This window comes from Dictyoglomus sp. GBS (genome assembly GCF_055179815.1).
Map to the genome: position 1 here is coordinate 1887458 of NZ_CM143687.1, position 21350 is coordinate 1908807.

Genomic DNA, 21350 nt, shown 5'->3' on the forward strand with positions numbered 1-21350 from the left:
TAGGATCTATATCAAATTAGCAAATCTAAGAAAATCCTCATCTAAAAAGATATCCTCATAATTTCCCACTCTTAATATATTTTTCTCCTCTCCCATCACATAAAACTTATCTGCAATTTTAATGGCAGTATTTAAATCATGAGTAGCAGTAATAACAGTCTTGCCATTATTTTGAAATTTTTGAATTATTTCTATAAATTCTCTTACACTTCTTGGATCAAGTCCATTCGTAGGCTCATCTAATAAAATAATCTCTGGATCAATGATCAAAAGAGACGCTAAAGCAACCTTCTTCTTTTCTCCTTCACTTAATTGAAAGGGAGAACGTTCTAAAAGATGGGATATACGAAATAAATCTGAAATTTGTAATATTTTCCTTTCTATCTCTGCTTCCTGAAATCCCAGTTGTACAAGTCCAAAGGAAAGTTCCTCCCTCACAGTGGGTAAAAATAATTGGGCATCTATGTTTTGAAAAAGAAGTACTACTGATTTTCTAAATTTATAGTTAAACTCTGGATCCTCAAAACGATCTTCATTTACATCTTCTCCACAAAAATAAAATTTACCTTCCTGAGGAAATAAAAGAGCATCCAATACTTTCAAAAGGGTAGTTTTTCCAGCACCATTAGGTCCTAAAATTGCTACTTTTTCTTGTTTTTTTATTTCTAAACTTATAGAATTTAAGGCTTTTTTTTCTTTTGTATAGTAATAACTTACATTTTCTAACTTAAAAATTGGTCCATGCATAACAAAACTCCCCAAAATAAAATCAATATACTCACAAAAATATAATCCTCCTTTTTTAATCCATTATTCATAGGGATTTTAAATCTCTTACTTATACCTCTTGAGGTCATTCCTTGAGAAACTTCTTTCATAAGTTCCTGAGATTTTAGAAATAAAAGAGACATACTACCACCAATCCAAGCGTATTCTCTTTTTAATTCATAATTTATCATTCTACTTTTCTTAGCCAAAAACATTTCTAAAGCCAAAGTAACCAGCAAAAAGATATATCGATAAGTCATGGCAATAATATATATTATAAGTGATGGTACAAAAAGACTCCTTAAACCTTTTATAATCTCAACCCAAGAACTAGTAAATAATAAGAATTGTATCAGAGAAATAGATGCTAATATTCTTAGAAAGAATCTTAAAGCTACTTCCAATCCTTCCTTATAGAAACCTAAAGAAAAAGTTATAGGATTAAAGAAAATATATGGAAGAATAATTATAAAAGAAAATAATAATCCAAAGGATAGCACCCTTTTACAAAAATTCCTCAGATCTATCCGGACAAAAAGAATTAAGATTAATATCAAAATATTAGAGAATAAAAGCACATACAGACTTTTAAAAAGGGTAATAAATATAATGGACATTATGACAGAAAAAAATCTTACTTTCTCTGAAATTTTCTTACAAAAATAAGGACACTCTAACTTTTTAAAAATTAGAGTGTCCTCTAAGAATCTACTTAGTTCTAATATAGTTTTATCAACATAATTACTCATTTATTTCTGTATTTTCTTATTAACTATGATTATAAGATATGTTACAATAATTACAATAGCAGTACCTATCAACCCAGTAATTAAATATCCTAAGATCTCATAAAAAAGTCCCTTTTCAATCCAACTTTTAAGATTATAATCCGGAAAGACAGGATTCCAAAAAGAAGAAAGTCTTTCAAGATCTTTTGGAACATACCCAATCATTTCCTTAAGTTCATCAGGTCCCCACTCCCCCCAAGCAGATCCAGCTCTAAAAAAGTAAGGTAATAAAATACCTAAAGGAGAAAGAAGAACAAGTATGAAAATACCAATAAATAGCTTTTTCGTTTTATACATGATAACTTTCCTCCTTTATAGTACCAGTCTTAACAAGATAATATAGTACTAAAACAGTAACTACAGCTTCTACTATTCCAAACAATAATAAATGCTCTATCATCATAGCAGGAATTGTAACTTTTAAAGGATAAGGACAGTATAAAGGTAATCCTTGAGAATCCTTAGATATAATTGGCTGAATTCCAAGTTCTAAAGCTGTTAATAATGCAGCTATATTTAGACCTATATAAGATCCTACTCCTGCACCTATAAGAGATCTTTTAGAAGATATAGGAGTTTTACCTCTTATCAACCTATAAATAAAGTATCCAACAAAAGGCATAGCAAAAGCCATATTAAAACAGTTAGCTCCAATTGCTGTGATACCCCCATCTCCAAAGATTAAAGCCTGTATTATAAGCACAATAGAGGTAAGTATAAGAGCTGTCCAAGGTCCAAAAAGTACTGAAAGGAGAACACTTCCTACAGCATGTCCTGTAGTACCACCAGGAATAGGAATATTAAACATCATTATAACGAAAGAAAAAGATGCCCCTATAGCAATTAAGGGAATAGTTTCTTCCTTTACTTTTTTCTTCATAGAAGAATAAGCCTTTGCCCATAAAGGTACCATAACAGTAAACATACTACCATATGTTTGAGGTCCCAAATATCCATCAGGTATATGCATTATTTAGTCACCTCCGTAACATTAATTTTAAAAAAAATGTTACCATAAAAACAAAAAAATTTAAATAATATCAGTTATTGAAATATTGGTATGTCTTACCCACTTTAATGAAGAAAGCTCATCATATAGCTTTTTAATCTTCTCTACTCTTCCTCTTACTAATATCACTTCTAAACAATTTTTCTCATCAAAATGTACGTGCAACGTAGAAATTATCACATCATGATAATGATGTTGGATATCAGTAAGTTTATCTGCCAAACCATATACATCGTGCTCATATACCAAGCTTATGCTTCCTACTACCTTCTCTTTCTTTACATTCCATTTCTCTCTTACTATATAATCCCTTATAATATCTCTTATTGCCTCTGATCTGCTATTATAGCCCTTTTCCTCAATAATCTTGTCAAAGGCTTTTAATAAATCTTTTTCAATAGAAACACCAAAACGCTTTATCATGCTTGCCTTTTTAACAACTATATATTTTTTAAATTATATCATATATTTCAAGTTTTTATTTTTAATATTTTATTCCACAATTTGTACCTTTTTAGTATACTGTTTAAGGAAAAACACCTAAGGAGGATACAATATGGAAGAAAAATTAGAAAAATTAAGGTCTCTGTTAAAAGAATTAGGTGAAGTTACAGTTGCATATTCTGGTGGAGTAGATAGCACCTTTCTTCTAAAGGTATCAAAAGAGGTATTAAAAGATAATGTATTAGCAGTAACCTTAGTTTCTCCATTATTTCCTAAAAAGGAGATAGAAGAGGCTAAAAAATTAGCAGAAACATTAGGAGTTAAACACATAATTGTAGAAGATGAAAGTATTCTTCAAAATCCAGAGTTCATAAATAATTCTCCAGAAAGATGTTATATATGTAAAAAAATAAACTTCAAAAAAATATTAGAAATATCCAAAGAAAACAATATAGAGCATATAATAGAAGGAAGTAATGCAGATGATCTTAAGGATTATAGACCTGGAAGATTGGCTATAAAAGAACTGGGAATTAGAAGTCCTCTCTTAGAAGTAGGGTTAACAAAAGATGAAATAAGAAAACTTTCCCAAATGTTTGGCTTACCAACCTATGATAAACCATCTCTTGCTTGTCTTGCTACCCGAATACCATATGGAGAGAAGATAGAAAAAGAAAGACTGAAAAGGATTGAATTATCAGAAGAATTTATAAGAAATTTAGGAATCAAACAAATAAGAGTAAGAGATCATAATAATGTGGCAAGAATAGAAATTGAAGAAAAAGACTTTGATTTAATATTAAGTTTAAAGGATAAAATTATAAAAGAATTGAAAAGCCTTGGTTATAAATATATAACCTTAGATTTAGAAGGATATAGGACAGGAAGTATGAATGAGGAGATAATTAAAAGAGAGGGAGAGAAATAGTCCTCTCCCTTTCTATAATACTCCTATTTCTTTATGTTTGTTATAAATCTTTTGAGCAAGCTCATCAAGTAATCTAAAATCTTCTAATTTAGGAAATCCTTTTACTAAAACTGGATCTATTAATTCTACACTAAGATTTGTTAAGTTACTCTTTATGATGTCAAGAGTCCTACCACCCCATCCGTAAGAACCAATCACGGTGGCAAACTTTACCTTTGGCTTTAAAATATTAGCAAGATAGGTTACATACAATACCTTAGGATGAGGTCCAGCAAGCACTGTAGGAGTACCTATAACTAAAGTAGCTGTATCAACTAAAGACATGGCGATCTTTCCAATATCTGCTACAGTAAGGTCAAAAATTTGTACTTTTATTCCTTTTTCAATTAATCTATCTACAAAATAATCTACCATAATCTTTGTACTATCATGCATAGAAACATATGGAACCACAACCAAATTCTTTGGGTTATCGCTTATCCAATCTTTATAAGCATCTATTATAAAGGATGGGTTTTTATAAACTGGACCGTGACTTGGAGCTATAATATCTATATTAAGATCTTTAATCTTTTCTAAATTTTTCTGAATTATATTTCTAAAAGGCATCATAATCTCTGCATAATATCTTTTTGCAGCCTCATACACTAAACCTTCATCCTCCACAAAAAGATCTGATGTGGCCAAATGAGAACCAAATAAATCACATGTAAAAAGAATTTTATCTTCTAAAAGGTAAGATACAAAAGTTTCTGGCCAATGAACCCAAGGAGCATAAATAAATTTTAATGTCTTATTTCCTAAGGATAATGTTTCACCGTCATTTACAGTAATAAATTTGTCTTCAGGTATATGTAAATGACTCATAAGTAGCTCTTTACCTTTTGGATTTGTTACTACTTTTGCTGATGGATATCTTTCCAATACAAAAGGAATACTTCCAGAATGGTCTTGCTCAGCATGTTGAGATATAACATAATCTATATGATCTACATCCTTTAAATATTCAAAAAGGACATCTTTTTTTGTTGGATCTACAGTATCAATTAACGCTATCTTTTCACCTCCTATGATCAAATAAGCATTATAACTTGTACCATCTGGTAATGGGATCAGGGCATCAAATAGGGTTCTATTCCAATCCTGAGCCCCCACATAGTATATCCCATCTCTAATTTCCCTTTTATCCATCAATATTACCTCCTTTATTCCTATCATTTTAGTATGGTTTTCAGGAAATGATTATAACTCATTTTAAACAAAAATGCAAAAAATTTTCAATACTATGGATGTATCTTTATGATTTCAAAAGAGTGAAAAATTAAGAGATCTATTTCAAAAAATCTTTAAAAATTAAGGAGGAGATCCTAGGATCTCCCCCTTTAAGCAGTAAAACCACCATCAATAGAAATTATACTTCCAGTCATATACCCTGCTTCCTCACAAGCAGCAAAAAGTATTGCAAAAGCAATCTCTTCCTCCTTTCCAAGTCTTCCTATCGGTCTTCTTTCAGACATTTGTTTAAGAACCTCATCAGCATTTGGCAATTTCTGTAATCTTTCGGCAAGTCCTTGAGTAAAAGTTGTTCCAGGACATACCGCATTTACCCTAATATTATCTCTTGCATAATCAATCGCAAGTGATTTTGTAAGAGCAAGAATTGCACTTTTAGAAACACTGTAGGCACACCTTTCTGGAATTGCCCTTAGAGCAACCTCTGAAGAAATATTGACAATAACTCCTCCACCTTGTTTTTTCATTTCCATCACAGCATATTTGGATAAGAAAAATGGTCCTTTAACGTTTACAAGCATAGTTTTATCAAAATCTTCTTCTGAGGTATCTTCCACCTTTCCATAAACTACTATTCCAGCATTGTTAACTAAAATATCAATTTTCCCGAATGTATTTACTACCTCTTTAATAATCCTTTGGGCATCCTTTGGCGATGATACATCCCCTAAAATAAAAATAGCTTCTCCCCCTTGATCTTTAATAATTTTTACTGTTTCCTCTCCTCTATCCTCAGATATATCATTTACAGCGACTTTTGCCCCTCTTTCAGCAAACATAATGGCAGTCTTTCTTCCAATACCAGAACCTGCACCTGTAATAAGAACAACCTTATCTTTAAAATTCATAATATATCCCTCCTATTTTCCAAATATTAAGTTAGGAATAAACAGTACTAAATCTGGATATAAAATTATAGTAATAATCGCAATAACAATAGCTACAAGAAATGGCCACGATTCTTTTAAATATTCTTCTAAGGAGACATCTAATATGGTACATACAGCATACATAGCTGCTCCTACTGGGGGTGTAAAATTACCAACAGCACAAGCAATTACAAATATAAGACCAAAATGTATTGGATCAATTCCAAGCTTTATTGCTATTGGGAAAAATATGGAAGTTAACATCAAGATGAGAACTGTAGCATCAATAAAAGATCCAGCTATAAGAAGAATTACAATTAAAATAAGAAGGAACACAAAAGGATTATTAGTTATCCCTAAAATAAAGTTTGATATTAATTCTGGGATTCTTTCCCATACTATACCATAAGAAAAAATACTTGAAAAAGCAATTAAGGACATGGTAGCTCCTATATCAGTAACAGAACTTTTCAAGGCTTCTACGAAATTATTAAAATTAAGTTCTCTATAAGCCAAAAGTCCAACCAATACCGCATATACTACACAAAGAGCTCCTATCTCAGAAGGAGTAAAAAATCCCCCTCTAAGTCCAACAAGTAATATGATAGGGAAAAGAATTGCCCATATACTCTTTAGAAAACCTGTGGCTACTTCCTTAGCAGAAGGTCTCTTTTCCCTTAAAGGAGCAAAATTTCTAATTTTAGCTGTAATTGCGACTGTTATCATAAGATATACCATTATTAAAAGACCTGGTACTATTCCCCCTGCAAAAAGTCTACCTATTGAAACCTGAGCAATAGTTCCAAAAAGTACTAATCCAATACTGGGCGGAATTGTTGGCACTTCTAATGAAGAATAAACTAATACTCCTGCTGCATATCCCTTAGGAAGGCCCCTTCTTATCATCTCAGGACCAAGCATGCGAGCTTCCATAGCAGCATCAGCTATGGCAGAACCGGATACACCACCCATTAAAGCAGAAAGGACACAAGTTACCTGGGCAAGACCACCTCTCAGGTGTCCTACTAAAATCACGGATAGATCTATTAATCTCTTAGTTATGCCTGTTTTATTCATCATATTTCCTGCTGTTATGAATAAGGGAATCGCAAGAAGTGCAAAATTTATAGTTTGAGAAAGAGGTTGTTGAATTGGAGTAGTAATTGGAATTTCAGGATGTTGTAGAAAAAATAAAAATCCTGAAATAGCTATGGCAAAAACTACCGGCATACCAAGAAGCATAAATAGAAAGAAAAATATGATAACTAATAGCATGTTTAATTCCTCCTATTTTGTAAACCTTTTATTTCATCAATAATCTTTACTAAAGTGGTTATTAAAAGGAAAATAGCCCCACAAGGAATACTTAAAGTAGCCCACATATAACTAAAACCATACATCCCTTCAAAAGTCCTATATCTCTGTATAAAAGACAGTCTAACACCAAATATAATTAGGTATATTAAAAAATCAGAAATCACTAAATAGTTAAATATTCTTATATAACCTTGAACTCTCTTTGAAAATCTTTTCACCAAAAAATCTACATTCATAAGTTTATCCTGTCTATAAGCAGTATCCATTGCTAATATAGCAGCCCACGCAAATAGAAAACTTGCAAGAGGATTTGCCCAATAAATAGGATTATGAAGAAACCTTGCCACTCCACCAATAAATACCAGTGTAACTATAGCTACTAAAAAAACTCCTGAAATAAATTCTTCTACTTTTCCAAAAATTTCATATACCTTCCTCATTTAATCTTCCCCCTTTATTAAACAAACTTATGGGGAGCCTATAAAGGCTCCCCATATATTAACTTTGATTTATACTATTACTTCTTTCTCAACTCTTTCCAGATTCTTTCTTTTACTTCCTTAACTTTCAATACTTCATATGCCTTTTCTCCAGCCTTTTTAAAGGCATCAAGATCAATATCTTTCATGGGAACTACAATCATTCCTTTTTCTTGAATTAATCTCTTTACGTCCTCTTCCTTCTGGAATACCACTTTTGTAGTTTCCAATCCTGCTTTATCGCATTCTTCTTCAAGAATCTTTTGATACGTAGGAGGTAAACTTCTAAACCATTTTGCGCTTACTACCTCAAAATTTATAAGGAGAATATGTCTTGTTTCATTAACATACTTCAAAACCTCATAAAGTCTCATTCCAGGTATATTATTATAAACCAATTCTACTCCATCGATAGCCTTCTGTTGAAGAGCAGGATATACATCACCAAAAGCAAGTGCAACAGGAGTTGCTCCAAGAGCACGAATAGATTCTTGCCAAACAGGAGTACCAGGAGTCCTAATTCTTAAGCCTTTGAGATCTTCAGGCTTCCTAATAGGCTTATTTGTCATAAAATGCCTGAAGCCTTGTACCCAAGTAAAAGATAGTACCTTAAAGCCATACTTTTCTTCCAGAGTCTTCAACCAATTATGTACTGTTGGCATTTTCTTGAGTTTTGCTACCTCATCCACAGAATCTACAAAATATGGACAATTCATAACTCCAATTTCTGGTAAATACATAGCCATTCTTGCAGCATCAGTATTTTGACCTACATTAGCTCCTTGTCTAATCTGCTCTAATATATCCTCTTCTACTCCAAGTTGAGCACTATGATATACTTCTATCTTTAAACCACCCTTTGTTCTCTCTTCTACTGCCTTTGCCCATTTTAAGAATCCTTCATGATATGGATCAAGAGGAGAAAGCACATGATTAAACTTTAAAACATATTTGGGGGCTTGAGCAAAAAGTGGTACCACTAAAATCAATAAAACTAAAGTAAATAACGTTAGAAACTTTTTCATTTTTTACCTACCTCCCTGTAACATTTCTTACTTAAAAACTGAGATCTTTAAAAATCTTAAGCATCCCAACAGTTTTATACTTCCATTCCCACCCCCAATTCTCATAATTTAGCAAACCCTAAATTTAGGTTCTTTACCCTTCAGAACTGAAATAAGGTTATCAACTGCTATAAATGCCATGTTTTCTATTGACTCCTGTGTATGAGCTCCAATATGAGATGTAATTACTAAATTGTTAAGTTCAATAAGAGGTGAGTTTTTAGGGGGTTCATCTTCAAGTACATCTAATCCAGCTCCATATATTTTCTCTTCTTTTAGAAATTTGTAGAGATCTTCTTCGTTTATTATTCCACCTCTCGATGTGTTTATTATTATTGCTGTTTTCTTCATCAATGATAGTTCTCTCTCAGAAATTAAATGTCTTGTTTCTTCTGTTAATGGAATGTGAATAGTTATAATATCTGACCTCTTTAATAACTCGTTGAAATCTACATATTTAACATTTTCTTTCTCTGCCCATTCATAGTCTGGAAACTTATCGTAACAAAGGATATTTAAATCAAAGCCTCTTAATAACTTTATAACCCTTTTTCCTATACTTCCTGTACCTATTACTCCAAGGGTTTTTCCATATAATTCATAACCTATGAATCTATCCCATTTCTTTTCCCTTACCCTCCTATCAGAAAGGGGAATGTTTCTTAATACAGAGATAATTAAACCTACAGTTAACTCTGCCACTGCATTACTATTAGCATTGGGAGTATTTGTAACAACAATATTTCTCTCTTTTGCTGCCTCTAAATCTATATTATCAACACCAACCCCATATTTTGAAATGACCTTTAATTTTCTTGCATTATCAATTACTTTTTTTGTTATTGGATCTATACCAACAATAATTCCATCCATATCTCTAACAAGTTCTACCATTTCATCTTCTTTAATAACCCTACCATAGGGATTCATGACAACTTCTATCTCTGCATCTTTTAACAACCCCCAAAACTCATCTTTTATATGTTCAAAGCTTCTCGGAGTAATAAGTACTTTAAATCCCAAACGCCTCGCTCCCTTCTTTTAAAATCTCTTAGGAACTATTGCCTCTCGAGTAAGCCTCAAGTTTTCTATAGTCTTATCTAATCTTTTTAGAGCAACACCAATATAAAGAGTATCTATTATTGAAAGTTGAGCAATCCTAGCTGAAGTACTTTCAGTTCTATAGAAAGTCTCTTCAGAGGATACAGATAGTTTAATATCTAAAACTCTATCCATAGGGGTTTTAGCATAGTGTGTAATCCCTATAGTTGTGGCACCTCTTTCTTTTGCTAATGCCAGTGCTTCCACTATATCTTTACTACTACCAGATGCTGATATTCCAATAGCAACATCCTGAGGTTCTAAAATACTAGCAGACATAGCCATCATATGACTATCTATATAGGCTACTGTAGGAATACCTGTTTTCATGAACTTGTGCTGAGCATCAAGGGCAACAGGACCAGAGCCACCAACTCCATATATTTGAATTTGCCTTGCATTACAAAGAGCATCAATAGCCCTTTCAAGTTCATTCACAGATAATACATTCAAAGTAGCTTCCATGGCTCTTATATTTGCTGAAAAAATCTTCTTTAAAATTGTTTCCAAATCATCCCCTTCCTGAACAGCCTGATGTACTGTTTTTATAGGTTGAATCTTATCCATAGCCAACGCTATTTTTAATTCCTGGAAACCTCTAAAACCCATTTTTTTACACATTCTTACTATAGTAGCCTCGCTAACCCCAATTCTTTCAGCTAATTCTGTAATTGGAAGGTGCAAAACTTCTTGCCAACGAGTCAATATATAATTAGCAACTTTTTCCTCTGACTCTCTAAATAAATGTTTTTTCTCCTTTATTTTTTCCAAAACATTATTTTCCATTTTTAACACCTCAGAAGAAATTTTTCTTCATAAACAAAAATTATCGTTAAATACTACATTACAAATAATAACATAGAAAAAGATATTTAGTCAATAGATTGTATGGAGAAAATTTTTTACATAAAAATTAAATATTACTCAATATGTTTTTAGACTTTTCAAATAAAATATTCACAAAATCTTTTGGTTGCATTTTATCATATTCAGGTCTTCTTATCTCTGGTACCACATATCCATCAAAACCCCCTTCCCTTAGATAACTAAAAATCTGAGTAATAGGGATAACCCCATCTCCAGGAAAGAGTTGTTGATGCTCTCTTAAATAATATCTCGGAACATTCTCTGCATCTTTCAATACAACAAACTTGATTAAAGATAGATCTTTATCCATAAAAACATCAAGCTCTTCACCAGACAAATAATAATGAAATATATCAAAATACAAGAAAACATTATCTAAGCTTCTTGCCAATTTATATGCTTTTCCAAATGTGTTTACAATTCCATAAAAGTTATTTTTAATCACTAATGGAATATCAACTATCTCCTTCAATCTTTCCAAATTCCTTTTAAAAACTTCCATGGCAACAATAAAACTAAGATTTTCAGGTTTTATATCTGAATTAATAAAAAAATAAGGTATGTTTAAACGATGAGACAAAACTAAAATCTCTTTAATCTTTTCCTCATCAAATTTCTCTCCCACCTTTTCATCATGAATAATCATAAGTGTTTTTAAATCATATTCATGAAACAAATTTTTCAAATTATCAATGCTCTTTTCTTTCAAAAAACCTCTAATTTTTCCCATATCTAATATTACATATTTTGAAAAATCTTTTCCTAATAACAAAACCTCTTCTAAGGATAAATTCCAAATATTACTTGTTGACCATACTAATTCCATAAAATCTTTCCCCCTTTCTTTTTTTACTACTCAAATTCTAACATAACTTGCTTAATACATTAATCTATGCTAAACTATCCGAGAAACACTAAAAGAAATATTGTATAGGAGGTTGAAAAGATTATGAGAAAGCCAGAAGAAATAAAACAGCTAATTCAAGAACTAAGTAACTACAAGCACTCTAAATTATTAGATAACTTTGGGCCTGAATATATAAGAAGAGAAACAGCTCAAAAGATGATTGTTTTACTAAGATGGGTATTAGAAGATCCCTCTGTACAGATAAATCTTAAAAAAGACTAATTTTAGGGAGGATTAATATTGAATAAGAATCCTAAAAAAAACTTTGATTGGGAAGAAAAATTGATAACTTTTTACTATACAGCCTTAGAGAGTTATGTAGATCGTTTAGAACTCTCTGAAAGATTGAAAGATGAGCTTGATGGGAATATAGATGATGATTATTTTCTACTTGCTCAATTTCTTGCTTTAGCCACAAAAAAGTTTCTTATGCAAGAAGGTTGGCTAAATCAAGATGAAGATTGGGATTTACTCTTTCCTCCCTCACCATATATCCATTAAAGATAAGAGATGAATAAAGATATAGAAAGAAAATTAGTTGCAATTCTTGAAATATTAAATAACTATACAGAACCTGTAGGAGCTAACACTATATCAAAAAAATTGGTAGAAAAAGGTATAGAACTATCCGAAAGAGCAGTTAGGTATCACCTAAAGATAATGGACGAAAGGGGCTTAACCAAAGTAGATGGTAAAAAAGGAAGAATCATAACAGATAAAGGTAGAGAAGAAATCAAAAAAGCTTTAGTTGCAGATAAGTTAGGATTTATTATTAGTAAAATTCTAAATTTAGCTTATCAAGTAACCTTAGATAAAAGTGGAAAAGGCAATGTAATTTTAAACTTATCTATAATCAATAAAAAAGACCTCAAAAAATCCCTTCAAATAATAAAAGAGATCCTTAAAAAAGGATATGGAGTAAGCGACAAAACAATCATCTTTGACAAAGAGGAAGAAGAAATTACCCCTGGTATAATTGTTCCAGAAAAAAAGGTAATTGTTGGTACAGTATGCAGTGTAACAATACATGGAATTTTATTAAAAAGAGGCATTCCTTTAGATGCTAAATTTGGTGGAGTATTAGAAGTTAAAAATCATGAGCCAGTTAGATTTTTAGAAGCCATAAATTATAATGGTTCTACTTTAGATCCTTTAGAAGTATTTATTAAAAGTAGAATGACATCTATATTATCCGTGGTTAAAAATGGAGAAGGTAAAGTACTCGCAACATTTAGAGAACTCCCAAACACAGCAAGGGATGAGACTGAGAAAGTTATAGAAGAAATAAGAGACCTTGGAATAAAAGGTAAAATCTATTTGGGAAAACCTAACCAAGAGCTATTTGGTATTCCAGTAACTCAAGGATCTACAGGTTTAGTAATTATAGGAGGTTTAAACCCATTAGCAGGAGTCATTGAATCAAATATTGATGCTATGAACGAAGCCATGAGTATACTTTATAAATATGAAGATCTTGTACCTATTAAGGATCTTACAAAATAATTCTTTCGATAATCTTGTCTATAGTTGGCAGTTTATCTTTTATAAGCTCCCATTTTAATTTTTGATCTTCTATAGACTGTCTTTTCTTTTTTATTACCTCTCTATTTAATGATGGATTAGGACTTCCCCATGTTTTCTTAGATTTGATACTTTCTTCTGGATTTAATAATTTAAAAATTTCTTCGTCAAAAAGGGGAGAAAAATTTTTCCATTCATCTATACTAAGTTCCTTAAAACTCTTCGAATTATCTTCACAATACTTTACTACTTCTCCCACCGTTTTATGAGCATCCCTAAAGGGCATCCCTTTTAAGACTAAATATTCTGCTATATCAGTTGCATAGAGAAAATCATTTCTTAAAATCTTTTCTATTCTATCCATATTAAATTCTAAATTCAGTATAAAATTACTCCATACTTTTAATGCCAATTTTAATTCGTCTATCACTAAAAAAACTGCAGGTTTATCTTCCTGGAGATCTCTATTATAACTTAAGGGTAAAGCCTTCAAAATAGTTAGAATATTCACAAGGTTACCTATAATCTTCCCTGTTTTTCCACGGGTAAGTTCAGCTACATCAGGATTTCTTTTGTGAGGCATCATACTACTACCTGTGGAGTATTCTTCTGGAAGTCTAATAAAAGAAAATTCTTGTGTAGACCATATAACAATCTCTTCAGAAAGCTTAGATAGGTGAGTAAAAACAAGAGATGAAAAATATATAAAATCGGCTACAAAATCCCTATCAGCCACCGAATCCATACTATTATCTGATACTTCTGAGAACCCTAAAATTTCTGCTACATAATATCTATCAAGTGGTAGATTACTTCCTGCTAAAGCTCCAGAACCAAGAGGCATTACATCCAATCTTTTATAAAGTTCACCCAATCTTTCTAAGTCTCTTGCAAACATTGAATCATAAGCCAAAAAATAGTGCCCTATAGAGACTGGCTGTGCTTCTTGTAGATGAGTATAACCAGGTATAGGAAAATCTATATATTTCTCCGCTATATATAAAAGATTTTCTCTAATTTTCAAGATCAACTGAGAAAGTTCATATGCTTCTTCTCTTAAGTAAAGCCTCAAATCTAACGCAACTTGATCATTTCTACTCCTTCCAGAGTGTATCTTCTTAGCTATATCACCGATTTTTTGAGTTAGATTTTCTTCTACATACGTATGAATATCTTCACTATCCTTTATATTATCAATATCATCTTTTAACAATTCATAAAGATTTTTAATTTCCTCTACTAAAACTTTTATCTCCCAATTTGTTATTAGACCAATTTTATTAAGCATTAATACATGGGCTAAAGTACCAATTAAATCAACTTTAAATAGCCTTTTGTCAAAATCCAAAGAATAAGTAAATTCTTCCACAGCTTTATCTAATGATTTTCTCCAACGGCTTCCCCAGAGAGCCATACTTCCTCCTTATAAAAATCTTGAACAGCTCTATAATCTACATCCAAATCTCCAAATTCATCAAGCATTTTTATAACTGCATTAAACATATCCTCTGTAACAATACATGGCAACCCAATATCATAACAAGCTCTTCTCCAACCTTTATCCTTATCGTCTATAGCAATAACAAGGTCGAATTCGTAAGATGCAAGGGTAGACATTTCATCATCCTTGAAATTCACTTTTATAAATCCTTCTTTATCTTCAAGAGAATAAAGTTTATAACCCTTTAAAATTAGTTTTTCCCATGGGGCTGAGAAAACAGAGGTTACAAATATTTTCCCTCCATTTATTGGAATTTTAATACCACTGGCATAAAGAGCCTTATAAAGAGCTTTAGCCCATTCATAATCTATTCCCATAACTTCACCTGTAGATCTCATTTCGGGGCCAAGTTCTACTTCAGCACCCTTAATCTTGGTAAAGGAAAATACAGGAGCCTTAATAGCATAATAATTTGGTTTCGGATAAAGGCCAGGTTTTAAGCCAAGCTCTCTTATGGTGTATCCTAAAGCAATTTTAGTTGCATATTTAACTAAAGGAAGTTTTAATGCTTTACTTAAATAGGGTACAGTCCTTGATGCTCTTGGATTTGCTTCTAAAACATATACTTCGTTTGTCTTATCAGAGATCACATATTGAATATTTAAAAGTCCTTTAACTTCAAGTCCTAAAGCTATTTTAGTAGAGTAATCCACTATAGTATCTATGATTTCATTTGATAGAGAATAAGGTGGAAAAACAGCGGTACTATCTCCAGAATGAATTCCTGCCCTCTCAATATGCTCCATAACTCCCGGAATAAAAACCTCCTTGCCATCACAGAGTATATCAACCTCTGCTTCCTTACCAACAATAAACTGATCCATCCATAAGGGAAGAATTATATCCCTTCTTTTAAAATAACTTTCCAAAGTTTCCATATCTTTTACAATTATCATTGCCCTACCCCCCAAAACATATGAAGGCCTCAATAATACAGGAAAACCAATCTCTTTTATTACCTCTTTTGCCTCTTCTAAGCTTCTTATATAAAATCCTTTAGGTCGTGGTATTTTATTCATCCTTAAAAATCTATCAAATTTTTCTCTATCTTCTGCCAAATCAATACTCTTTTGAGAAGTACCAAGTAGATAAAACCCTCTTTTTTCCAGATTCTTAGATAAGTTTATAGCTGTCTGTCCTCCAAATTGGGAGATAAATCCAAGAGGTTCTTCCTGTTCCATAATATTAGTCACATCTTCACTTGTAAGAGGTTCAAAATAAAGTCTATCAGACATATCAAAATCTGTACTTAACGTCTCAGGATTATTGTTAATCATTATAGAAACAAGTCCCTCTTCTTTTATTGCCTTAACTGCATGGACTGTACAATAGTCAAATTCTATTCCCTGTCCTATCCTTATAGGTCCACTACCTATGACCACTACTGACCTTTGTGGATTTTTCTGAGCTTCGTTCTCATCTTCATATGTGGAGTAGTAATAGGGAGTATTAGCAGAAAATTCGGCAGCACAGGTATCTACGATCTTATATACTGGAAAGATTTTATGAAGTCTTCTATAGGCGAAAATATCTTCTTTTGTAGACTTAAGGAAACATGACAAATCATAATCTCCAAATCCAATCTTTTTCAGACTCTTTAACTCTTCAGGTGAAATTTCATTAAGAGATTTATCTTTATATATTTTGGATATTTCTATAAGGTTATAAATTTTTGTTAAGAAAAATTTATCAATTTTAGTTAGATCATAAACTTCTTCTATGGAATAACCTCTCATAAATCCTTCAGCTATAAGGAATAATCTTCTATCATCCGCATTTTTCAATCCATTTCTTATCTCTTCATCTGACATATAAGAAAATCTTCTATCAAATAATCCCGCTTCAACTTCTAAGGACCTCAAAGCTTTAAGTAAAGCCTCTTCAAAAGTTCTACCAAGAGCCATGACCTCACCAGTAGCTTGCATTTGTGTTCCAAGTTTCCTATTCTTAACTTTAAATTTTTCAAATCCCCATTTTGGAATCTTAACTACCACATAATCTAATGTAGGTTCAAAAGCTGCGTAAGTCTCTCCAGTTACCGGATTTTTTATTTCATCCAAGGTTTTTCCAATAGCAATCTTAGCTGTAATTCTGGCTATTGGAAAACCTGTAGCTTTTGAAGCCAATGCTGATGATCTGCTTACTCTTGGGTTAACCTCAATCACAAAGTATTCCCTTTTATATGGATTTAAAGCAAATTGAATATTGCATCCACCTTCAATCTTCAAAGCTGTTATAATTTTCAAAGAAGCACTCCTAAGCATTTGATATTCTATATCATTAAGAGTCTGAGTAGGTGCTACAACAATACTATCACCAGTATGAATTCCCATAGGATCAACATTTTCCATACTACATACTGTTATTACATTTCCTTTTCTATCTCTCATTACTTCAAATTCTATTTCTTTCCAACCTACCACACTTTTTTCAAGAAGGGCTTGACTTACAGGGCTCAACTTTAAACTTCTCAATAACGCTTTTTCAAATTCTTCCTCTGTTTCTACTATTCCCCCACCAGTACCTCCTAAGGTATAAGCTGGCCTTATCACTAAAGGAAGGCCAATAAGCTCTAAAGTTTTTCTTCCTTCATCCATAGATCTTACAACAATACTTGGTAAAACAGGTTCACCAATCTCTTCCATCCTCTTTCTAAAAAGTTCTCTATCCTCTGCCATACTTATAGATTCTAACGAGCACCCTAAAAGAGGAATTCCATATTTCTCAATAATCCCTTTAGATGCAAGTTCCATTGCTAAATTCAAGCCTGTTTGTCCACCAAGAGTAGCAATTATACCATCTGGTCTTTCTTTTTCAATAATTCTTTCTACCACTTCAGCAGTAATAGGTTCTATATAGATCCTATCTGCCATTTCCCAATCTGTCATGATTGTTGCGGGATTAGAATTTATAAGTACTACTTCAATCCCTTCTTCTTTTAAAGCTCTACAAGCTTGAGTACCTGAATAATCAAATTCTGCAGCTTGACCAATAACTATTGGTCCTGAACCAATCACAAGTACTTTTTTATACTTTTTAGACAATCTCTTTCACCTCTCTATGAAATTAGATTGTAAAAATCATCAAAAATATATTTTGTATCCCATGGACCAGGAGATGCCTCAGGATGGAACTGTACAGCTATTAAAGGATAGGAATCATGCTTTATTCCTTCCACCGTATTATCATTAAGATTATAGTAATTTACTTCAAAACCTGGTGGTAGAGTTCTATCATCAACAGCATAACTATGATTCTGAGAAGTTATAAAAGTCCTTCCAGAGTCCACATGATAAACAGGATGATTAGCTCCTCTATGTCCAAATTTTAATTTATAGGTTCGAGCCCCCACACTTAATGAAAGAAGTTGAATTCCAAGGCATATACCAAGAATCGGTCTTTCCAGTTTTAATATTCTCCTTATAGTCTCTTGTACATATGGAACATTGGAAGGATCTCCAGGGCCATTTGAAAGAACTATTCCATCTGGATTATAGCTTTTAATATCTTCAAAGGATGCCCATGCTGGAAAAACTTTTATTCTTAAATTATACTTTAGAAGCTCTCTTATTATTCCTCTTTTTACTCCAAAATCTATCAGGGCAATTTTCTTATTCCCGTCCTCATTTATTTCGTAAGGAATTGTAGTAGTAACCCTTCTTACAAGATCTAAATAATTAAAATCATAAACTCCAAGCTTTTTAACTAACACAAAGGGGTCTTTCTCTTCGGTGGAAATAATAGCTTTCATAGTGCCAAATTTCCTTATTTCACGAACTATAGCCCTTGTATCTATTTTGTGGATACCAATTATCCTATTTTCTATCAAAAATTCCTCTAAGGATTTATCACTATTCCAATGAAATTTATAATCATTAAATTCTCTTGCAACAACACCTACACAATGAATCTTATTACTTTCTAATCTTTCAGAATCTATCCCATAATTTCCTATTAAAGGATAGGAAAAGACTATTATTTGATTGGCATATGATGGATCAGTAAGTACTTGGGGATATCCTACCATGCTGGTGTTAAAAACTATCTCACCTATTGTTTCTCCTTTATGTCCAAAACTTTCTCCAATAAAACTATGGCCTGTTTCTAAAACAAGAATCGCCTCTTTGCTCATAAGTTTTCACTCCTCTTTAATAAAACTTCTCTTATTTTTGAAATGCCATAATCTATTTCTTCTTTTTCTATGATAAGAGGAGGCAGTAGTCTTAGTACATTTTCACCTGCGGATAAGGCTACCACACCTTTCTCAATTAATTCCTCTAAAATATCTCTTACTTTAATCTTTAACTCTATTCCCCACATTAATCCCCTACCTCTTATATCTACTATCAATGGAGTTTCATTTCTTAACTCCAGAAGTTTTCCTTGAAGATAGGAACCCTTCTCCCTAACCCCCCTTAAAAATTTCTCATTGCCAATAGTATCCAGTACTGCAATTCCAGCAGAACAAGCAACTAAATTTCCTCCCATAGTAGTTCCATGACTGCCAGAAGTCATAGCACTTGCTATATCTTTAGTGGTACAAACAGCCCCTAATGGAAGTCCTCCCCCTAAAGCTTTTGCAAGAAGAATTATATCCGCTTGTATCTCATAAAACTCCTCAGCTAGAAAATATCCTGTCCTTCCAATTCCAGTCTGAATCTCATCAAGGATAAGAAGAATTCCTTTTTCCTTAGTTATCTCTCTTATCCTTTTAAGATATTCCTTGTCAGCTGGATAAACACCGCCCTCACCTTGTATAGGTTCCAATATAATAGCACATGTTTCTTCATCTATAGTTTCCTCTAATACCTCTATATTATTAAAAGGGACATAAGTAAATCCAGGTACTAAAGGTTCAAAACCCTCATGATATTTCTTTTGTCCAGTAGCGGATAAAGCACCATATGTTCTACCATGAAAAGAATTTTGCGTACTTATAATCTTCCACTTTTTACCCTGAAAAAACTTACGAGCCAATTTAATACTTGCCTCAACAGCCTCAGCACCACTATTAGATAAAAAAAATGCCTCCCTTTTTGTAAGGGAGGCAAGTCTTTCTAAAAGTTCAAACTGCGGTAAATTATAAAATAGATTTGATACATGAGCTAATTTTTCTATCTGATTTTTGACCTTTTCAACTATATGAGGATGGGCATGTCCTAAAGCATTAACTCCAATACCACTACTTAAATCCAGATACTTATTTCCGTTGCTATCAAAAAGCCAAACACCTTCACCCCTTACAAAGACGGGCTTAAACCTTTTATAAACAGGAAAAAATCTATCTTCCATTTTTTCCACCTCATGTCCTATAATATGCATTTATTTTTACATATTCCTCCGTCAAATCTGATCCCCATGAAACTGCATTATATCTACCTTCATTTAATACTATACGCACCATAACTTCCCTATTTTTTAAATAATTTTTGACTTCCTGAGAATTATACCTTAAAGGTTCATTTTTTGCAAAAACTAAATATTCACCAATATAAAGCTCTATCTTGTCTAAATCGATGTTGTATCCTGTTTGACCAATACTTGCTAATATTCTACCCCAATTATCATCCCCACCTGCAAAAGCAGCTTTTACTAAATTAGAAGTAATAACAGCTCTTCCTAAAACCCTTGCTTTTTTCAAACTTTCCGCCTTTTCAATTCTAACCTCAATCAATTTAGTGGCCCCTTCTCCATCTTTTGCTATCATCTTTGCCAAATCTTCAGTTAACATGTCAAATCCTTTTTGAAAAATATTCTCTTTAATTTCCTTTTCTGAAGTAGCAAAAAAAAGAACCGTATCATTTGTGCTGGTACATCCATCTACACTTATCTGATGAAATGATTTACCCACACCTCTTCTAAGAACTTTCTTCATAGCATCTTTTCCCAATTTAGCATTTGTGCCTATAAAAACCAACATGGTTGCCATATCAGGATGAATCATACCTGCTCCTTTTGCTATTCCAGATATTATTACATCACCATATTTAACAGATGACATTTTGGGAAAAGTGTCAGTAGTCATAATTGCTTCGGCTACTTCTCTTCCTGAATTCTTAGATAAAACCTTACATGCCAAATCAATTCCACTAACTATCTTATCCATTTCCAGATATGCTCCTATTTTACCTGTAGATGCCACAAAAACTAATTCCTTATCAATACCTAAATTTTGAGCAACTCTTTCTGCCATCATCTCTGCATCCTTTATTCCTTTTTCTCCAGTACAGGCATTTGCTTGCCCACTATTTATAACAATTGCTTGGATCATGCCACACTTTTCTAAATGCCTCTTAGAAACAATAATAGGAGCAGCCTTAACAGTATTTTTAGTAAACATAGCTTCAGCAAAAACTGGTTTATCAAGCACAATTAGAGCAAGATCCAATTTATTATCTTCTTTTAAGCCACAGGATACACCTGCTGCTTTTACACCATTTATATCAGTTAAATAAATTTCATCAAATTTCCATAACATATTTATCTCTCCTTAA

The 21350-nt window shown here is 32.3% G+C and carries 22 protein-coding genes; 4 read left to right on the forward strand and 18 right to left on the reverse strand.

Annotated elements, in window-relative coordinates:
* Nucleotides 1-6 precede the first annotated feature (6 nt).
* Genes ACY3IT_RS09450 through nikR form a run of 5 tightly spaced genes read right to left on the reverse strand, consistent with a single transcriptional unit; the run spans nt 7 to nt 2988 of the window.
* Complete coding sequence (locus ACY3IT_RS09450) at nt 7-747, reverse strand: energy-coupling factor ABC transporter ATP-binding protein (protein ID WP_463082692.1); 741 nt, start codon at nt 745-747, stop codon at nt 7-9.
* Nucleotides 723-1517 carry a cobalt ECF transporter T component CbiQ gene (gene cbiQ, locus ACY3IT_RS09455; RefSeq protein ID WP_463082693.1) on the reverse strand — a complete coding sequence of 265 codons (795 nt, stop codon included), beginning with the start codon at nt 1515-1517 and terminating at the stop codon, nt 723-725. Before cbiQ ends, ACY3IT_RS09450 begins: the two co-directional genes overlap by 25 nt.
* Nucleotides 1518-1853, reverse strand: a complete 336-nt coding sequence (locus ACY3IT_RS09460) for a PDGLE domain-containing protein (protein ID WP_463082694.1) — start codon at nt 1851-1853, stop codon at nt 1518-1520. It abuts the gene before it with no gap.
* The gene (gene cbiM, locus ACY3IT_RS09465) at nt 1846-2526 is read right to left on the reverse strand and encodes a cobalt transporter CbiM (protein WP_463082695.1); all 681 of its coding nucleotides are present in this window, start codon (nt 2524-2526) and stop codon (nt 1846-1848) included. Before cbiM ends, ACY3IT_RS09460 begins: the two co-directional genes overlap by 8 nt.
* 60 nt (nt 2527-2586) lie before the next feature.
* A complete protein-coding gene (gene nikR / locus ACY3IT_RS09470; RefSeq protein ID WP_463082696.1) occupies nt 2587-2988 on the reverse strand; it encodes a nickel-responsive transcriptional regulator NikR in 402 nt (133 codons plus the stop codon).
* A gap of 133 nt (nt 2989-3121) precedes the next feature.
* Here nikR and larE point away from each other — a divergent pair, with 133 nt between their 5' ends.
* A complete protein-coding gene (gene larE, locus ACY3IT_RS09475; RefSeq protein WP_463082697.1) occupies nt 3122-3937 on the forward strand; it encodes an ATP-dependent sacrificial sulfur transferase LarE in 816 nt (271 codons plus the stop codon).
* Nucleotides 3938-3949: 12 nt separating this feature from the next.
* Here the strand turns inward: larE and ACY3IT_RS09480 are convergent, their stop codons facing one another.
* The 8 genes from ACY3IT_RS09480 to ACY3IT_RS09515 all read right to left on the reverse strand — a co-directional run bounded on the left by ACY3IT_RS09480 (nt 3950) and on the right by ACY3IT_RS09515 (nt 11753).
* On the reverse strand, nt 3950-5128 hold the full coding sequence (locus ACY3IT_RS09480; RefSeq protein ID WP_463082698.1) for an FprA family A-type flavoprotein: 1179 nt from the start codon (nt 5126-5128) through the stop codon (nt 3950-3952).
* Nucleotides 5129-5319: 191 nt separating this feature from the next.
* A complete protein-coding gene (locus ACY3IT_RS09485; RefSeq protein ID WP_463082699.1) occupies nt 5320-6078 on the reverse strand; it encodes an SDR family NAD(P)-dependent oxidoreductase in 759 nt (252 codons plus the stop codon).
* Between the two features lie 12 nt (nt 6079-6090).
* Nucleotides 6091-7374: a TRAP transporter large permease gene (locus ACY3IT_RS09490; RefSeq protein ID WP_463082700.1), complete on the reverse strand. Its 1284-nt coding sequence runs from the start codon at nt 7372-7374 to the stop codon at nt 6091-6093.
* Nucleotides 7375-7376: 2 nt separating this feature from the next.
* On the reverse strand, nt 7377-7856 hold the full coding sequence (locus ACY3IT_RS09495; RefSeq protein ID WP_463082701.1) for a TRAP transporter small permease: 480 nt from the start codon (nt 7854-7856) through the stop codon (nt 7377-7379).
* 77 nt (nt 7857-7933) lie between these two features.
* Nucleotides 7934-8920: a C4-dicarboxylate TRAP transporter substrate-binding protein gene (locus ACY3IT_RS09500; RefSeq protein ID WP_463082702.1), complete on the reverse strand. Its 987-nt coding sequence runs from the start codon at nt 8918-8920 to the stop codon at nt 7934-7936.
* 108 nt (nt 8921-9028) lie between these two features.
* A complete protein-coding gene (locus tag ACY3IT_RS09505; RefSeq protein WP_463082703.1) occupies nt 9029-9982 on the reverse strand; it encodes a phosphoglycerate dehydrogenase in 954 nt (317 codons plus the stop codon).
* 18 nt (nt 9983-10000) lie between these two features.
* Nucleotides 10001-10846 (reverse strand): MurR/RpiR family transcriptional regulator, encoded by an 846-nt coding sequence (locus ACY3IT_RS09510; protein ID WP_463082704.1) that lies wholly within the window; start codon nt 10844-10846, stop codon nt 10001-10003.
* Nucleotides 10847-10973: 127 nt separating this feature from the next.
* Nucleotides 10974-11753 (reverse strand): sugar phosphate isomerase/epimerase family protein, encoded by a 780-nt coding sequence (locus tag ACY3IT_RS09515; protein WP_463082705.1) that lies wholly within the window; start codon nt 11751-11753, stop codon nt 10974-10976.
* Between the two features lie 123 nt (nt 11754-11876).
* On the opposite strand from ACY3IT_RS09515, the gene ACY3IT_RS09520 reads away from it, so the two are divergent.
* The 3 genes from ACY3IT_RS09520 to ACY3IT_RS09530 are packed head-to-tail and all read left to right on the forward strand — an operon-like array spanning nt 11877 to nt 13337.
* Nucleotides 11877-12056 carry a hypothetical protein gene (locus ACY3IT_RS09520; protein ID WP_463082706.1) on the forward strand — a complete coding sequence of 60 codons (180 nt, stop codon included), beginning with the start codon at nt 11877-11879 and terminating at the stop codon, nt 12054-12056.
* A gap of 18 nt (nt 12057-12074) precedes the next feature.
* Nucleotides 12075-12335 (forward strand): hypothetical protein, encoded by a 261-nt coding sequence (locus tag ACY3IT_RS09525; protein WP_463082707.1) that lies wholly within the window; start codon nt 12075-12077, stop codon nt 12333-12335.
* Between the two features lie 9 nt (nt 12336-12344).
* Complete coding sequence (locus ACY3IT_RS09530) at nt 12345-13337, forward strand: DUF128 domain-containing protein (RefSeq protein WP_463082708.1); 993 nt, start codon at nt 12345-12347, stop codon at nt 13335-13337.
* On the opposite strand, the gene argH is transcribed toward ACY3IT_RS09530, so the two are convergent.
* From argH to argJ, 5 genes are read right to left on the reverse strand one after another with little or no spacing between them, the layout of a single operon-like run.
* Complete coding sequence (gene argH / locus ACY3IT_RS09535) at nt 13327-14769, reverse strand: argininosuccinate lyase (RefSeq protein ID WP_463082709.1); 1443 nt, start codon at nt 14767-14769, stop codon at nt 13327-13329. The two genes, ACY3IT_RS09530 and argH, sit on opposite strands and share 11 nt — an antisense overlap.
* Entirely contained in the window at nt 14733-17900 is a 3168-nt protein-coding gene (gene carB / locus ACY3IT_RS09540) for a carbamoyl-phosphate synthase (glutamine-hydrolyzing) large subunit (protein ID WP_463082710.1), read from the reverse strand. The genes argH and carB overlap by 37 nt, the downstream gene beginning before the upstream one ends.
* Before the next feature lie 14 nt (nt 17901-17914).
* A complete protein-coding gene (gene carA / locus ACY3IT_RS09545) occupies nt 17915-18988 on the reverse strand; it encodes a glutamine-hydrolyzing carbamoyl-phosphate synthase small subunit (RefSeq protein ID WP_463082711.1) in 1074 nt (357 codons plus the stop codon).
* Nucleotides 18985-20148 (reverse strand): aspartate aminotransferase family protein, encoded by a 1164-nt coding sequence (locus ACY3IT_RS09550; protein ID WP_463082712.1) that lies wholly within the window; start codon nt 20146-20148, stop codon nt 18985-18987. Before ACY3IT_RS09550 ends, carA begins: the two co-directional genes overlap by 4 nt.
* A 10-nt stretch (nt 20149-20158) precedes the next feature.
* A complete protein-coding gene (gene argJ, locus ACY3IT_RS09555) occupies nt 20159-21334 on the reverse strand; it encodes a bifunctional glutamate N-acetyltransferase/amino-acid acetyltransferase ArgJ (RefSeq protein WP_463082713.1) in 1176 nt (391 codons plus the stop codon).
* Nucleotides 21335-21350: the final 16 nt, after the last annotated feature.